We start from the raw sequence: 15,287 nt of genomic DNA, 5'->3' as shown, positions 1-15,287 counted from the left end.
CGCTCAGGACCCTTTCGGGCCCCTCGCGGGGGGCGTCACCCCACCACCCTGAGGTGCGTGGGGGCCTTGCGGAGGGCGAGGGATTCGAACCCCCGGTGCTGTTGAGGCACAACGGTTTTCAAGACCGTCACATTAGGCCGCTCTGTCAGCCCTCCAGCTGCATGCACGACTGCTCAGCACCGACATTCTGGCACGCGTGCGTACCGGTGGCCGAACCGTCCCCGGGTGACCCCAGGGAACGGCACGGACCGCGTCGATGACGAGTCAGGCGGCCCGCAGCTGCTGCATGGCGTGCTGGACGAGCGCGATGAGCGACTGCTTCGTCGCCGCACGCGACCGCGCGTCCGTGTAGAGCATCGGCACGTGCGAGGGGATCTGCAGGGCCTCGCGCACATCCTCGAGGCGGTGCTTGGCCACCCCGTCGAAGCAGTTCACCCCGACGACGAACGGGATGCCGCGTGACTCGAAGTAGTCGACCGCAGGGAAGCACTGCTCCAGGCGGTCGGTGTCCACGAGCACCACGGCGCCGATGGCGCCACGGACGAGGTCGTCCCACATGAAGAGGAAGCGGTCCTGGCCCGGTGTACCGAAGAGGTAGAGCCACAGCGACCCGGGCAGCTCGATGCGACCGAAGTCCATCGCGACCGTCGTCGTCGTCTTGCGGTCCGAGACCCCGCCGGCGTCGTCGACGCCCACGGAGTGCTCCGTCATGGCGGCCTCGGTGTTGAGCGGCTCGATGTCGGAGATCGAGCCGATGAAGGTCGTCTTGCCGACGGCGAAGCCGCCAGCGACGACGATCTTCACGACCGTGGGTGCGCCTGCAGGTTTGATCGGCGTCGGCGCCGCAGCGCTCTGGCCGTTAGAGGGCGGAAATGCCATTGAGAACACTCTCCAACACACTCAGGGACAAGGCCGGGTTCTGGCCGTGACCGGTGTGAACATTGACGGGCGTCGACGTATGGATCGTGAGATACCCGTCGTCGGCAAGGTCTGCGATGAGGATCCGGACCACACCCAGCGGCATCCGCAGCAGCGCGGACACCTCAGCGATGGACACGTAGTTGTGAGCGGCGTGGGCAAGGATCGAGCGCTTCTCCGGGGGCAGTCCGCGGCTGTCCACAGCCCCGGGCATGACCTCGATCAGCGTCTCGAGCGGCAGGTTCGACGTCGCGGAACGCACGCGTCCACCGGTCACGGCATACGGGCGCACCGTCGCAGCTTCGAAGTGCTCGCCGTCCATGGCCTGCGGGTTCGGCGTGAAGTTCGACATGATCGTCTACCTCACCCGATCGGCGCGCGAGTTGCTCCGTCGACCGGGAGGCTCCCGCGCATCTCTGTGATGAGCTGCGGCGTCAGGGTCGCCTCGGTCCGCGAGACGAGCATCGCCATCTCGTAGCCGATGAGCCCGACGTCGCAGGTCGAGTCGGCGACGGCTGCGAGAACCGAGCCGTTCGAGACGTTCATGAGGAACAGGAAGCCGTTGTCCATCTCGATGATGGCCTGCCGCACCGCACCACCGTTGAGCTGCCGCGAGGCGCCGCGGGTGAGGCTCGACATGCCGGACACGATGGCGGCGAGCTGGTCACCGCTGGTCCGGTCCAGCGCCTCGGACATGGCCATGAGAAGGCCGTCCGCGGACACCACGAGTGTGTGACGGGTGCCGGGCACCGTCCTGACGAAGTTATCGAGCAACCAACCAAAGTTCGTCGCCTCAGTGCTGAGAGCGCTCACGCTTCCTCCTAATCCGATGCCTCAACGGCGATGGTCTATCAATCAACGCGGCCGAAGCGCCGAGTCTGGAACTGTGTCATACGGTAGCGTCGACCGGTTCGCCGGCCTCTGCACCTGGGGCTGTACCTTGTGCGGCCCCCGGTGCCTGCCGGCCACGTGACGTGGCCGACTGGAACGCCGAGAGTCGGGACCGAAGCTCGGCCGCGTCGCGGCTGATCTTCTGCGAGGTGACGTCGTCCGTCGAGGCTGCGACATGCCCGCGGGTACGACGGGTGAGACCGCCGGCCTGGGATGCCACCTCTGCGGGTCGATATGCGGACAGCTGGCTCAGCTCGGCCAGTGCCTGCTCCTGGATGTTCGATCGCATGGCGAGCATCGAGGCGATGTCCCCGTTGGCCTGGGTCGGGGGGGACCAGCTCTCGCCGGCGTCCAGACCTGTCAACGGAAGTTCGGCGAGCGGAGCCGACGGCCGCCGGGCAGCCGGAGCCGCCTGGGGGCGCGGGGCCCACGACTCGTCGGCGCCCGCGGCGGGCGCCGCAGGAGCCCACGACCCAGCAGCCGGAGCCGCCGGCTCCACCGGCGGCGGCGTGAACGCCTGGGCCGGGGAGCGCGTGGGAGCGGGTGCGGACGTCGGGGCTTCGGCGCGCGGAGCGGGCTCCACGGCCGGCGCGTGGCCGCGCTGTGCCAGCGGCGTGCGCTCCCGCGGGAACGCGGGCGCGACCGACGCGGGGACGACCGGCTCCGGCGTGAACGACGGGAAACCGCTCACCGCGAGGGGCGCAGGCTCGGCAACCGGCTCCGGCGTCCGTGCCGCCGGTGCTGCGGGCTCCTCCGTGGACGCGTCGCGACCACGGCGGAACCAGCCTCGCAGACCGCCCTTCTTGGGCGTCGCCTGGCGCGAGCTGCGCCGGGTGGGCCCGTCAGAGACGACGTCCGCGAACGACGGCAACGTCGGTTGCGAGCCCTGCGGCGCAGGGGCAGCGTCGCGAGCAGGAGTGCGTGTCACGGCGTGCGGGGCAGGTGCGGGCGTGCCGACGGGCTCAGCACGGTCGACGGTTCCGAGCGGCTCGAAGCGCTCGAGCGGACGGAACTGCTCCTCCGGCTGGAACTGCCCCCGTGGCGGGACCTGCTCCTGCGCCCGGAACTGCTCCCGCGGCTGGAGCTGGCGCTCCGGCTCGACGGGCGCGATCCGCTCGGTGGGCTGGTAGGCCTGCACCGCGGGGACGAACGAGTCGGGTCGGGCCACGGGCGTGCCCCCGGCGGCAGGGGTGCGCTGCGGCATCCCGGCGGAGGACGCCGGTCGGCTGAAGTTCAGGGGCTCGAACTGCTGGACCGGCTGGAAGACCTCGTCGCTCTCCGGCTCCTCGAGGAAGCGGCGGGCGGGAGCGGGCTGGTACGCCGAGTCGTCCGACGTCTCGAAGACGCTCGTGCGACGGGGTGCCTCGGGCTCCGGCTCGGCCGGCAGGGTCGACGACCGGCCGAAAGCAGGCAGCGGCTCGAACCGCTGGACGGGCTCGAACGGTGCGTCAGGCCCGTCGGGCTGCGGTTGCCACCGCGGCTCGTCGGACGGCTCCTGCCACTGCTGAGCAGGCTGCTCGGCCTCGGACCACTCCGACAGCTCGTCCTCGTCGGGCACGAGGCCCGGGATGACCATCGCGGGCTCCTCCGCGCGCTCGGGCTCGGGCTCGGGCTCGAAGTGGGCGCCGCGGACGGGAAGAGCGGGCTCCCCCCAGGCGTGGTCGTCGGAAGCGGGTGCCGCGTCGTAGGCCGGCGCGTCGCCGTAGGTGCCGACGGTGTCGGCGACCGGGGCGGCAGGGGTGGCCGGAGTGATCGGGAGGATGATCTCGTCGGGGATGATCGAGCTGCGCAGCCCGTCGTTCCGCTCGGCGACGACATCCTCGACGGTCCTGGACGACTCCTCGTCCTCGCGGTGCGTCTCGTCCTGCACAGACGGGGCCCACTCCTCGTGGGCCGGAGCGGCTGGCTCCTCCTGCGCCGGAGCAGGCGCCTCCTCCTGCAGGGACCAGGCCTCCTCGGGCTGAGCGAGGTCGTGGGCGCGAGCGTTCTGCGCCTCGTCCGTCCCGTGGCTGTCGTCGACCGGCGCACCGGCCGCGTCGTCCGCGGGCTGCACGTCGGCGTTCGACGGCTGCCCGGCCTCGGTCGCCCCGCCTCCGACGGAGCTGCGGGTGCGGAAGCTGGAGAACATCGCGCTGCGCCGCTCGCCGTCGAGGATCGGCTCGTCCTTCACCGTCTCGAGCGGCGTGAACGCCGACCCGAGCAGACCGGACTCCGTCCGCGACCGGCTGGGGAGACCGGAGGGCAGGCTCTCAGCGAGCGTGCGGTCCGGGGCCCAGCTCGCGTCGTCAGGGCTCGAGAGGTCGACCTCGGGGTTGGCGGACTCGAGTGCGGGGAGCACCATCGCGTTCGGGTTGAGCGCGAGGTCCGCGGCGTCCGGAGCGGTCGGTGCGGGCTCCGCCGAGAACGCCTTGCGGCGGCGCGGCATCCCGATGCTCGTCGAGCCGTCGGTGAGCGAGTCGAGGTCGACGGGCACACCGACGGGCGGCTCCTCCTCCGCGTACGCGGGGGTCGCGGCAGGCGTCGGGGCGACCCACTCCTGCGTGGCCTGGCGCGTGTCCGCGTGCAGCGGGTCCGTCGGGGCAGCGAGCGGCACGTCCGCGTCGTCGACGAAGAGGGCAAGCGGGAAGGACACGGTCGCGATGGTGCCGGCGCTGCCGTCAGCCGCCTTGCTGAACACCACGTGCGCACCGAGTCGGTCAGCCAGCCGGCCGACCACGAAGAGGCCGAGGCGCTGGACGCCGATGACGTCGGAGGCGGAGCGGGACGCCACCTTGGCGTTCGCCGTGTCGATGTCCTCCTGGCTCATCCCGAGCCCGTGGTCACGGACCTCGACCGTGACGTACCGCGAGGAGCGGTTTGTCGTCACCTCGACGGGAGTGTTGGGCTCGGAGAACATCGTGGCGTTCTCGAGCAGCTCGGCGAGCAGGTGCGCGCCGTTGAGCGCGTTGTGGCCGAGCATGAGCGGGTCGGCCTCGAGGTTGAGGCGCACCCGGTCGTAGAGCTCGATCTCGGACGAGGCCGTACGTACGACGTCGGACATCGGCATCGGCTGGCGCACGCGCCGACCGGAGTCGATGCCCGCGAGGACGAGGAGCGACTCGGAGTTGCGGCGCATCCGGGTGGCGAGGTGGTCGAGGCGGAAGAGGTTCGCGAGGGTGTTCGCGTCCTCCTCCGAGCGCTCGAGCTCGTCGAGGAACGCGAGCTGGCGGTTGAGCAGGACGTGGTCGCGGCGGGCCACGTTGACGAACATCTCGGCGATGGAGCCGCGCAGTGCAGCCTGCTCCTTGGCGACCTCGACGGTCGTCGCGTTCACGTCGTTGAACGCTGCGGCGAGCTGCCCCACCTCGTCGGTCGACTCCACCTTGATGGGGGTGATCGAGATCTCGGGGCCCTGGCCGGGCACCGCGACCTGCTCGACGAGCTTGGGCAGCTCGTCGCGGACGTCCGCCGCTGCGCGGGTGAGGTTGCGCAGCGGGATGGTGATGCGGCGCGAGATGGCGAAGGCGATGAGGACGGAGGCGAGCAGCGTGACGATCGTGACGATGACGGTGTTGATCGCGGCAGTACGCTCGCTCGCCTGCTGGGCGGCCGCGGCGTCGACGGCGAGGTCACGGATGACGTCCCGGGCCGGGGCGATCTTCTCGAGCTCGGCCTGGGAGATCTCCTCCCAGCGGTCCCCGAGGGCCTGCGTCACGGCCTCGGGCTGGGCCTGACCGAGCAGGAGGCGGATCGCGTTGTACTGGGCGTCCGGCGGGGCGAGGACCGCCTCGGGCTGGGCCAGGCCGGCGACGTCGCGGGTCGCCTCGGCCCACAGCGAGTTGGACGAGCCGATGATCGTGGCGAGCTCGCGGACCTGACGCTGCTGGGTGGCCTCGCTCAGCGCCCGGTCGAGCACGTTCTGGGTGAGGGGGCGCTCGGCGTCGGCCGAGTCGAGCAGGCGGCTGGTGGACACGTAGGCGTTGAGGTAGCCGGCCACCTCGCGGTCGCTCAGGGTGGCGGACAGCGACCGCGGGACATCGAGGAAGCTGAAGATGAGGTCGCCGTACAAGGCGTTGACGGTCGCGAGCATGCTCGAGCCGCTGTCGACCCGGTCACGGGTGATCGCCAGCTCCGTCGGGTTGTTGACGGCGATGTACGAGAGGGTCCCGGTGACGGCAGGGTCGAGGAGAGAGATGTCGAGCTCGGCGTACAGCTCGCGCAGGTTCGCCAGTGCGGCGTCGGTCTGGGTGCGCGCCTCCGCCACGGCCGTCTCCGACTCCGGATCGCCGATGGCGGCCCGCACAGAGGCGGTACGTTCGGCGGCGAGGGCGGCGATGACGGCCTCTCCGGGCTCGAGCAGCGCGACGACACTCTCGACCTGGCCCGCGACCTGCAGACTGCGGATCGCCTGCAACGCGAAAAGCGTGGCAGCGAGGCACAGAACAAGCACCGGCACCCCAAGAGCCGCGAGGATCTTTCCTCGCACACTCAGTTTCCGGAGCATCTGGACCCCTCCCAATCACGTCTGTGGTGCCGAAACGGCGCACGGCGTACATTGCTGCGCACGAGCGTTCGTTGTCCGCAAGGGGTTGATCGGCCGCTGCCCCCGGATTCATGAGGACCACGGTCGACTTTTAACCCACTCACCGGGTCCGTCGTCGGACGCCGGGACACACTCTAGGGATTCACCGATGCGGTTGATAGAGGTCAGCGGAAACGATTCTGCGACCACCCTCGAGATCACCGAGGGGCCGGACCCCCGGATCGGGTCCGACGAGGTCCTCGTCGAGGTCGCCGCGGCGGGAGTCAACCGTGCCGATCTCCTGCAGCGCGCCGGGCGCTACCCGCCGCCCCCGGGAGCCAGTGACGTGCTCGGGCTGGAGGTCTCGGGGGTCGTCGGTGCGGTGGGGGACGCGGTGACCGGCTGGCGGGTGGGTGACAGGGTCGCCGCGCTCCTCGTGGGCGGCGGGTACGCCGAGCGGGTCGCCGTGCCCGCGGCGCAGCTCTTCCCCGTGCCCGTCGGCCTCGACCTCGTCGATGCCGCTGGCCTCCCCGAGGCCGTGTGCACGGTGTGGAGCACGGTCGTCGACGCGGCCGGCATGCGGCACGGTGAGCACGTGCTCGTGCACGGCGCGGCTGGCGGAGTCGGCTCTGTCGCGGTCCAGGTGCTCTCCGCCCTCGGTGCCCGTGTCGTGGCCACGGCGCGGGACGAGGACCGGCTCGCACGGTGCCGCGAGCTCGGTGCCGCGGACGGCTTCACGTACCTCCGACCGGACGGCGCCCGGATCACGGACGTCCTGCCCGACCTCGTGCGCGGTGCGACGGACGGCCACGGCGCGGACATCATCGTCGACGTCGTCGGCGCGGCCTACCTCGACGCGCACGTCCGGTCGCTCGCCGTCGGAGGCAGGCTCGCCGTGATCGGCCTGCAGCGGGGCAGCCGGGCGGAGCTCGACCTCGGGCGGCTCCTCGCCCTGCGCGGGAGCGTCCTCGGTACGACGCTGCGATCGAGGCCACCTGAGGACAAGGCCCGGATCGTCGCTGCCGTCCGGGACGAGGTGTGGCCGTTGCTCGACGACGGACGACTGCGTCCGGTCACGTACGCGAGGGTCCCGCTCGCCGACGCGGGACGTGCCCACACGCTGCTGGAGTCCGGCGAGGTGTTCGGCAAGGTGCTGCTCGTCACCGGTCCATGAGGACGTAGGGACATCTGTGGGCAAGACTGGACAGCATGGCTGATATCACACCTGACCCAGACGAGACGAGCACGAGCGGCGGCCCGGAGCAGCAGGACCCGGCGACCGGACGCCCACCCGAAGGCGTCCTGCTGCGCGGCGGACCAGGTCAACCGCCCGCCAGCAGGTCCGCCGACGAGGGCCGCAGCGAGCGCACGATCATCCACGAGCCCGCGAAGGTGGTCCGCATCGGAGAGATGGTCAAACGGCTGCTCGAGGAGGTGAAGTCCGCGCCGCTCGACGAGGCGGCACGTGCCCGCCTCGTCGAGGTGCACGAACGCTCGATCACCGAGCTCGAGGACGGCCTCTCCCCGGACCTCGTCGACGAGCTCCGGAGGGTGTCGCTGCCGTTCACCGACGACGCGGTGCCCACGGAGGCGGAGCTGCGGATCGGCCAGGCCCAGCTCGTCGGGTGGCTCGAGGGCCTCTTCCACGGCCTCCAGACCGCCATGGTGGCCCAGCAGATGGCCGCGCAGGTCGAGCGTCAGGGCGGTGCCGCACGGGTGCTCCCCCCCGGGCTCCTGCAGGGCGCCCCCCAGGCACGGCCCGCGACCGGGCCGGACGGGCGCCCCACGCCCGGCCAGTACCTCTAGCCGCGCGGGCCGCCGTCCCAGCCGGGGCGCGTCAGCCCTTGACGGACCCCGCGAGGAGACCCCGCACGAAGTACCGCTGGAGGGCGAGGAACACGATGAGCGGGACGATCATCGAGATGAACGCGCCCGCGGACAGGATGTGCCAGTCACCACCACGCGAGCCCGCCATCTCGGCCACGCGCACCGTGAGCGGCGCCACGGCGGAGCCACCGCCCGCGAACGTGAGCGACACGAGCAGGTCGTTCCACACCCACAGGAACTGGAAGATGCCGAACGACGCGATCGCGGGGACGAGGAGCGGCAGGAGCACCTGGAAGAAGATCTTCACGTGCCCGGCGCCGTCCATGCGGGCCGCCTCGATGAGGGACCGCGGGATCTCCTTCATGAAGTTGTGCAGGAGGAAGATCGCCAGCGGCAGCGCGAAGATCGAGTGGGAGAGCCACACCGCCCAGAACGTGCCGTTGAGACCCCAGGTGACGTACTGGGACAGCAGCGGGATGAGGGTGACCTGGATCGGCACCACCTGGAGCGCGAAGACGGCGATGAAGAGGATGTTCTTCCCGCGGAAGTCGATCCAGGCGAAGGCGTAGGACGCGAGGAGCGCCAGCGTGATCGGGATGATCACGGCCGGCAGGGTGATGACGAAGGAGTTGACGAAGAACGTCGACAGCTGGGTCGAGCTGCCGAACAGCGCCGCCTCGTAGTTGTCGAAGTTGAACCAGGGCCGGGTGAGCGTCGTCCACCAGCCGCTGCTGCGGATGTCCTGCTCCGGCCGGAACGAGGTGATGAGCAGGCCGAGGGTCGGCGTGGTCCACAGGATCGCGATGACGATCGCCGTGAGGGTCGCCCACGGGGACGTGAGCCGCTTCTTCGCCAGGCCGGCACGGCGGTCGAGCCGCGACATCTTGCCGACGGGCCCCGGGTCGCTGGTGGGCTCGTCCTCGTCGACGAGGTGCACGGGGGGAATGGGGACACTCATCGGATCTCCTCCGTGATGCGCAGCTGGCGGACGTTGTACATCACGATCGGGATGACGAACACGAACAGCACCACGGCGAGAGCAGCGCCGAAGCCCTGCTCACCCTGCCGGAAGCTCTGCGTGTAGAACTCGTTCGCCACGACGGAGGTGCCATAGTTCCCGCCGGTCATCGTGCGGACGATGTCGAACACCTTCAGCGTTCCCATCGCGATGGTCGTGAGGACGACGACGAGGGCGGGACGGATGCTCGGCACGGTGATGAACCGGAACATGCCGACGCCGCCGAGGCCGTCGAGGCGGGCCGCCTCGGTGATGTCGTCCGGGATGGCCTTGATGGCCGCCGAGAGGATGGTCATCGCGAACCCGGTCTGGATCCAGATCATCACCGCGATGAGGAAGAAGGTGTTGAAGGGCTGGTTGAGCAGGAACTGCTGGGGCTCCTGGCCGAGCCACACGAGGATCTGGTTGAGCAGACCCACCTGCGGGATCCCTTGCTGCGCCGGGCGGTACTCGTAGACGAACTTCCAGATGATCCCGGCACCGACCATCGAGATCGCCATGGGAAGGAAGATGAGCACCTTGGCGAACTTCTCGAACCGCGTGCGGTCGACGAGCACGGCGTAGAGCAGCCCGAGGAACGTCGAGACGAGCGGCACGAGGATCACCCACAGCGCGGTGTTCGTGAGCACCTGCTGGAAGGCTTCCTGGGTGAAGGCCTTGACGTAGTTGTCGAGCCCGACGAAGTTCTCACCGTTGCGATCGAAGAACGAGCGGTAGATGGTGCGCACGCCCGGGTACACGAGGCCGAAGAGGATGAGAAGCACTGCCGGGCCGAGGAAGCCGACGGTGACGACCCACCGCGGCGGGTTCTTGGGCCGGTCGACGGCGAACAGGACAGCGCCCATCACCGCGACGAAGAGCAGGATCGCGACGACCATGACGAAGAGCTTCTCGGTCGTGGTGTCTGCGTGGAGCAGCCAGTCCATCAGGGCCTCCGTACTACCCGTCCTCGCGCACGGGATGAGATGAGCATGACATGGCGCGTTCCGGCCGCACCGGGGTGAGCAGGGACCCGCTGCGGGCCCCTGTCGGTCCTACGCCAGCGGGTGGCCCACGCCGTGGGCCACCCGCTGGTCACGCTCAGGTCAGGACGTCGGCCAGGAAGCCTCGATGGAGTCAGCGACCTCCTGCGAGCTCTTGTCCGAGGCGAAGAACGCCACCATCTCGGTCCAGAACGTCCCGGCCCCCACGCTGCCCGGCATGAGGTCCGAGCCGTCGAAGCGGAACTCCGACTCCGGGTCGGCAAGCAGATCCGCGGACTGACGGTCGAAGTCCGTCGCGAGGAGCTCGGAGTCGAGCCCGGTGTTGGCGCTGACCCAGCCGCCACGGGTCGTGACGGCGGCCTTGACGTTCGCCCAGTCGGCGCTCGAGAGGTACGTCTGGAAGGCCTGGACCTCCGGACGGTCGTCGAACGCGACGACGAACTCGCCACCACCGAGGATCGGCTTCTCGCCCTCGGTCATGGACGGCAGGTAGAACGCGTAGACGTCACCGTCCTCGGCGACCTCCGTGCCCTCGGGCCACTGGTTCTGGTAGAAGTTCGCCGCGCGGTGCATCCAGCAGTTGCCGTCGAGGATGGGCGCTCCGGCGCCGTCCCACTCGGTGGCCGCGATGGACTGGACGTCGCCGAACCCGGCGTTCACGTACGTGTCGTTCTTGAGGATGCCCGCGACCTCGTCGAGCGACTCGACGATCTGCGGGTCGTTGAACGGGATCTCGTGGGTCGTCCACTGGTCGTAGGTGTCGGGTCCGGCGACGCGGAGCACGACGTCCTCGACCCAGTCGGTCGCGGGCCAGCCGGTGGCGTCACCGGAGGCGATCCCGGCGCACCAGGGGATGTTGCCGTCGGCGACGATCTCGTCGGACAGCGCGATCATCTCGTCCCACGTGGTCGGGATCTCGTAGCCGGCCTCCTCGAACATCGAGGGCGAGTACCAGACGTACGACTTGACGTTGGCGCCGAGCGGAGCGGCGTAGAAGGTCCCGTCCACCGTGCCGTAGTTCTTCCACGACTCCGAGAAGAACTCATCGACGTTCGCCGCGGTCGCCGCGGGCGCGGGCACGGCAGCGCCCGTGTCGGCGACGATCGTGCTGAGCAGACCCGGCTGCGGGATGTAGGCGATGTCCGGGGCGTTGTCCGCCTGGAGCCGGACGAGGAGCTGAGCCTCGAACTCGCGAGAACCCTCGTAGTTGACGGTGACGCCCGTGCACTCCTCGAACGGGTCGTAGGAGGCTTCCTGGTCCTGCTGCTCCGGCTCGACGATCGACGTGTAGACGGAGACGGTCTTGCCGTCGAGCTCGCCGAACTCCTCGTAGACCGAGCAGTCGATCTCGGGGACGTCCACCGCCACGGAGTCGTCGGAGCCGCCAGCGACGTTGTCACCGTCGTCGCTGCTCGGGGCGCACGCTCCGAGCATCAGGGCGACCGCGGCGCCACCGGCTACCGCAGCGGAGCTGCGTCGCATCGAATTTCTCATCATTGAGTCCTCACTCGTGGGTCGGTGCTCCTGTCGACGGGCACGCCGTGCTGCTGGGCGTTCCCCCGCCTTCCACCCCATGCAAGCCGTTACGGCACGTGTGCGCAAGCAGTGCAACTTGTCACGGCATAACGATTGCGTCACGCAACCGGGGGCAACAGTGCAGGTCACGCCCGTCTACGCACCCTCGCGGCTCATCCGCGGAGCAGGCTGCGCAGGACCGGGACGGCGCCGTCGTCGGCGATCGACAGGGTCACCTCGTCCGCCGCCGCGACCACCAGCGCGTCCGCGTGACCCATCGCCACGCCCCGCCCGGCCCACCCGAGCATCTCGATGTCGTTGCCACCGTCACCGATGGCGACGGTGCGCTCCCGCGGCACGCTCCACAGCGCGCGCAGGCGTTCCAGCGCCGAGGCCTTGGTCACCCCGGCGGGCGCCAGGTCCATCCAGCGCCGGCCCGCGATGACGAAGATCGTGGCCGTGAGGCCGAGCGCCCGGACCGCCGCGCGGAACGCTCGCGACGGTCGCTCGGCATCGGCGACGACGACCCGCGCGGTCCGGAGCGCGCACAGGTCGTCGAACTCGACGACCGTGTGCAGGCCATGGAGGTTGCGGTCGGCGAAGTCCGCGGTCACCCAGTAGCCCACCCCGATCTCCTCGAGAGCCACCTTCGCGGTGGGCATGTGCTCACGCAGCACGCCCAGGGCGTCGCGCGGGTCGAACATGACGACGTCGTCGATCTCGAACTCCACGTCGATGCCCAGCCGCGCCGTCACGGACCCGTTCGAGCACACGACCCAGCCGTCGGTGATCCCGAGGTCCTTCGCGACGGGCAGGAGCGCGACGAGCGGGCGCCCGGTCGAGAGCACCACGCGGTGCCCGGCGGCGCGCACCGCCGTCACCGCCTCCCGCACCTCGTCGGACAGGAACTCGTCGGCCGACATGAGGGTGCCGTCGACGTCGAGCGCGACGAGCATCGGGGAGTCTGCCGTCATCGGTGCGGTCACGCTGTCACAGGTTCGAGGACCTCGAGACCGCCGAGGTACGGCCGCAGGCCCACGGGGACGCGGACGGAACCGTCGGCCTGCTGGTGGTTCTCGAGGATCGCGACGATCCAGCGCGTCGTGCCCAGGGTCCCGTTGAGCGTCGCGACCGGGCGCGTCTCACCCGAGGCGGTCCGCTCGCGCGTCCCGAGGCGGCGCGCCTGGAAGGTCGTGCAGTTCGACGTCGAGGTGAGCTCGAGGAAGCGGCCCTGCGTCGGGAGCCACGCCTCGCAGTCGAACTTGCGCGCGGCGCTCGAGCCGAGGTCGCCCGCCGCGGTGTCGATCACCCGGTAGGGCAGCTCGCACGCCGCGAGCATCTGCTCCTCCCAGGCGAGCAGCCGCTCGTGCTCGGCGGCGGCCTCCTCGACCGTCGTGTAGACGAACATCTCGACCTTGTGGAACTGGTGGACGCGGATGATCCCCCGGGTGTCCTTGCCGTACGAGCCCGCCTCGCGCCGGTAGCAGGCGCTCCAGCCCGCGTACCGCTTCGGTCCGGCCGACAGGTCGAGGATCTCGCCCGAGTGGTAGCCCGCGAGCGCGACCTCGCTCGTGCCCGTGAGGTAGAGGTCGTCCGCCTCGAGCCGGTAGATCTCGTCGGCGTGGGCGCCGAGGAACCCGGTGCCGGCCATGACCTCGGGCTTGACGAGCGTCGGGGTGATCATCGGCGTGAAGCCCGCGCTGTACGCCTGGTCCATCGCGGCGTTGAGCAGGGCGAGCTCGAGGCGCGCCCCGATGCCGGTGAGGTAGTAGAAGCGCGCACCCGAGACCTTGGCCCCGCGCTCGGTGTCGATCGCGCCGAGCCGCTCACCGAGCTCGAGGTGGTCGCGCGGGACGAAGTCGGCGCCGTACTCGGCCGCGAAGTCACGTGGCGTGCCCTCCGTGCGCAGCACGACGTAGTCGTCCTCGCCCCCGGGCGGTGCACCCTCGACGATGTTGGGGATCCGCCACGTCAGCTCGTCGAGGACCCGCTGGGCCTCGTCCGCCGTCGCTTGCAGCGCCTTGACCTCGTCGGCCACCGCACGCGTGCGGGCGAGGATCTCGGCCTTCTCGGCACCGGCAGCGCGGGCGACCTGCTTGCCGAGCGCCTTCTGCTCGGCCCGCAGCTGCTCGAACCTCGTGAGAGCGGACCTGCGGCTCGTGTCGGCCTCGAGGAGGCGGTCGACGAGCTCGGGGTCGTCGCCCCTGGCGACCTGGCTCGCACGGGCAGGTCCGGGGTTGTCGCGAATCATGCGCAGATCGATCACCGACCAAGGGTATCCATTCGGCGGTGGTGCGCCGGGGCACCGCGCCCGGGCGCGCCGCGGAGCACGGGGCCCTCCGCACCGGGCAGGGGTGAACCAGAGGGCCTACGGTGTGGCCATGGAACTGGAAGCCTGGCTGCTTGTCGCAGCGGTCGTCGTCGCGCTCGTGGCCATCGTGCTGTCCGTGGTCGTCGTGCGCCAGCAGCGCGCGCTGCGCGCCACGCTCGCCGAGGACGCCCGGCAGCGGGCGGAGGCCAACGCGGCCCCGGAGCCGGCGCCCGGGCCGACCGGTCCCCTGCTCGCGTTCGTCGCGAACCCGTCGAAGAGCGGAGCGGACGCCCTGCGCCCCGCCCTGTTCGCGAGGTGCGCCGCGGAGAACCTCCCCGAGCCGCTGTGGATCGAGACGTCGGTCGAGGACCCGGGCGTCGGGCAGACCCGGGAGGCGCTCAGCAAGGGAGCGGACGTCGTCGTCGCCGTGGGCGGCGACGGGACGGTCCGCGCGGTCGCCGAGGGCATGGTCGGCACAGGCAAGCCCATGGCGCTGCTGCCCCTGGGGACGGGCAACCTCCTCGCCCGGAACCTCGACATCTCCGTCACCGACGTCGAGGCCGCGTTCGACATCGCGCTCACCGGCATGGACCGCACGATCGACGTCGGATGGCTCCAGGTGGACACCCCTGCGCCCGCCCTGCCGCCCCTCGACAAGAACGGCCAGGAGATCCCCGAGGACGGGGACGAGGTGCCCCTCGAGGGCACCCCGGTCGACAAGGCTCCGGCCGAGGAGGCCAAGCACATCTTCCTCGTCATCGCCGGCCTCGGGTTCGACGCCGCGATGGTCGCGGACGCCGATGCCAACCTCAAGGCGAAGATGGGCTGGATGGCGTACTTCGTCGCGGGCGTCAAGCACCTGCACGGGCGCCGCCTGCAGATCTCCGTCGCGCTCGACGACAAGGCTCCCGTCTCCATGAAGGTCCGGTCCGTCATGGTCGGCAACTGCGGCCGCCTGCCCGGCGGCATCACGCTCATCCCCGACGCGCTCATCGACGACGGCGTGCACGACGTCGCGGTGATCGACACCCGCGGCGGCATCGCCGGGTGGGCGCAGCTCCTCGGTGAGGTGACCATGCAGCGGTTCGGGATGAGCAACGACCTGCCCAACAAGATCGGGCGCATCGACCACACCCGTGCCGAGAGGGTGCGCCTGCGCGTCGAGGGCGGGGAGCAGGTCCAGGTCGACGGAGACGTCCTCGGCCGGGCGGTCGACTGCCACACGTGGGTGGAGCCGTCGGCGCTCGTCGTGCGGGCACCCATCCCCACGCTCTCCGCGAAGTAGCACGCCGGACGGTGCCGGACACCCGCGTCTACGCTGGT

12 protein-coding genes and 1 tRNA gene are annotated in these 15,287 nt (G+C 70.5%); 3 read left to right on the top strand and 10 right to left on the bottom strand.

All coding sequences use genetic code 11. The features are described from left to right. Nucleotides 1-69: 69 nt before the first annotated feature. The 5 genes from AC54T1_RS04375 to AC54T1_RS04355 all read right to left on the bottom strand — a co-directional run bounded on the left by AC54T1_RS04375 (nucleotide 70) and on the right by AC54T1_RS04355 (nucleotide 6,292). Nucleotides 70-155 (bottom strand) — tRNA-Ser (locus tag AC54T1_RS04375). Nucleotides 156-264: 109 nt separating this feature from the next. Continuing rightward, nucleotides 265-879, bottom strand: coding sequence for a GTP-binding protein (locus tag AC54T1_RS04370; protein ID WP_484344110.1), 615 nt, complete (start codon nucleotides 877-879; stop codon nucleotides 265-267). After that, complete coding sequence (locus AC54T1_RS04365; RefSeq protein ID WP_484344109.1) at nucleotides 860-1,270, bottom strand: DUF742 domain-containing protein; 411 nt, start codon at nucleotides 1,268-1,270, stop codon at nucleotides 860-862. Before AC54T1_RS04365 ends, AC54T1_RS04370 begins: the two co-directional genes overlap by 20 nt. Before the next feature lie 11 nt (nucleotides 1,271-1,281). Then, the gene (locus AC54T1_RS04360) at nucleotides 1,282-1,731 is read right to left on the bottom strand and encodes a roadblock/LC7 domain-containing protein (RefSeq protein ID WP_484344108.1); all 450 of its coding nucleotides are present in this window, start codon (nucleotides 1,729-1,731) and stop codon (nucleotides 1,282-1,284) included. Between the two features lie 76 nt (nucleotides 1,732-1,807). Continuing rightward, entirely contained in the window at nucleotides 1,808-6,292 is a 4,485-nt protein-coding gene (locus AC54T1_RS04355; RefSeq protein ID WP_496911166.1) for a sensor histidine kinase, read from the bottom strand. Between the two features lie 187 nt (nucleotides 6,293-6,479). Between AC54T1_RS04355 and AC54T1_RS04350 the strand changes: the two genes are divergently transcribed. Further along, nucleotides 6,480-7,484, top strand: coding sequence for an NAD(P)H-quinone oxidoreductase (locus AC54T1_RS04350; protein WP_496911165.1), 1,005 nt, complete (start codon nucleotides 6,480-6,482; stop codon nucleotides 7,482-7,484). A gap of 35 nt (nucleotides 7,485-7,519) precedes the next feature. Further along, nucleotides 7,520-8,116, top strand: a complete 597-nt coding sequence (locus AC54T1_RS04345; protein WP_496911164.1) for a bacterial proteasome activator family protein — start codon at nucleotides 7,520-7,522, stop codon at nucleotides 8,114-8,116. Nucleotides 8,117-8,147: 31 nt separating this feature from the next. On the opposite strand, the gene AC54T1_RS04340 is transcribed toward AC54T1_RS04345, so the two are convergent. From AC54T1_RS04340 to serS, 5 genes are all read right to left on the bottom strand, one after another. Continuing rightward, nucleotides 8,148-9,095, bottom strand: coding sequence for a carbohydrate ABC transporter permease (locus tag AC54T1_RS04340; protein ID WP_484344104.1), 948 nt, complete (start codon nucleotides 9,093-9,095; stop codon nucleotides 8,148-8,150). Continuing rightward, on the bottom strand, nucleotides 9,092-10,081 hold the full coding sequence (locus AC54T1_RS04335; RefSeq protein WP_484344103.1) for a carbohydrate ABC transporter permease: 990 nt from the start codon (nucleotides 10,079-10,081) through the stop codon (nucleotides 9,092-9,094). Before AC54T1_RS04335 ends, AC54T1_RS04340 begins: the two co-directional genes overlap by 4 nt. A 159-nt stretch (nucleotides 10,082-10,240) precedes the next feature. Continuing rightward, nucleotides 10,241-11,620 (bottom strand): ABC transporter substrate-binding protein, encoded by a 1,380-nt coding sequence (locus AC54T1_RS04330; protein ID WP_484344102.1) that lies wholly within the window; start codon nucleotides 11,618-11,620, stop codon nucleotides 10,241-10,243. 206 nt (nucleotides 11,621-11,826) lie between these two features. Beyond that, nucleotides 11,827-12,639 carry an HAD family hydrolase gene (locus tag AC54T1_RS04325; protein WP_484344101.1) on the bottom strand — a complete coding sequence of 271 codons (813 nt, stop codon included), beginning with the start codon at nucleotides 12,637-12,639 and terminating at the stop codon, nucleotides 11,827-11,829. Then, the gene (gene serS, locus AC54T1_RS04320) at nucleotides 12,636-13,919 is read right to left on the bottom strand and encodes a serine--tRNA ligase (RefSeq protein ID WP_484344100.1); all 1,284 of its coding nucleotides are present in this window, start codon (nucleotides 13,917-13,919) and stop codon (nucleotides 12,636-12,638) included. Before serS ends, AC54T1_RS04325 begins: the two co-directional genes overlap by 4 nt. Nucleotides 13,920-14,034: 115 nt before the next feature. Between serS and AC54T1_RS04315 the strand changes: the two genes are divergently transcribed. Continuing rightward, entirely contained in the window at nucleotides 14,035-15,249 is a 1,215-nt protein-coding gene (locus AC54T1_RS04315) for a diacylglycerol/lipid kinase family protein (RefSeq protein WP_496911163.1), read from the top strand. Nucleotides 15,250-15,287 lie beyond the last annotated feature (38 nt).

The sequence above is a fragment of the Sanguibacter sp. Z41_6 genome (assembly GCF_059621145.1).
This window is presented reverse-complemented; position numbering and strand designations above follow the sequence as displayed.

Coding starts and splice junctions, on each gene's coding strand:
- AC54T1_RS04365 (WP_484344109.1), bottom strand. CDS start 1,270: ATGTCGAACTTCACGCCGAACCCGCAGGCCATGGACGGCGAGCACTTC.
- AC54T1_RS04315 (WP_496911163.1), top strand. CDS start 14,035: ATGGAACTGGAAGCCTGGCTGCTTGTCGCAGCGGTCGTCGTCGCGCTC.
- AC54T1_RS04340 (WP_484344104.1), bottom strand. CDS start 9,095: ATGAGTGTCCCCATTCCCCCCGTGCACCTCGTCGACGAGGACGAGCCC.
- AC54T1_RS04345 (WP_496911164.1), top strand. CDS start 7,520: ATGGCTGATATCACACCTGACCCAGACGAGACGAGCACGAGCGGCGGC.
- AC54T1_RS04350 (WP_496911165.1), top strand. CDS start 6,480: ATGCGGTTGATAGAGGTCAGCGGAAACGATTCTGCGACCACCCTCGAG.
- AC54T1_RS04355 (WP_496911166.1), bottom strand. CDS start 6,292: ATGCTCCGGAAACTGAGTGTGCGAGGAAAGATCCTCGCGGCTCTTGGG.
- AC54T1_RS04370 (WP_484344110.1), bottom strand. CDS start 879: ATGGCATTTCCGCCCTCTAACGGCCAGAGCGCTGCGGCGCCGACGCCG.
- AC54T1_RS04330 (WP_484344102.1), bottom strand. CDS start 11,620: ATGCGACGCAGCTCCGCTGCGGTAGCCGGTGGCGCCGCGGTCGCCCTG.
- AC54T1_RS04335 (WP_484344103.1), bottom strand. CDS start 10,081: ATGGACTGGCTGCTCCACGCAGACACCACGACCGAGAAGCTCTTCGTC.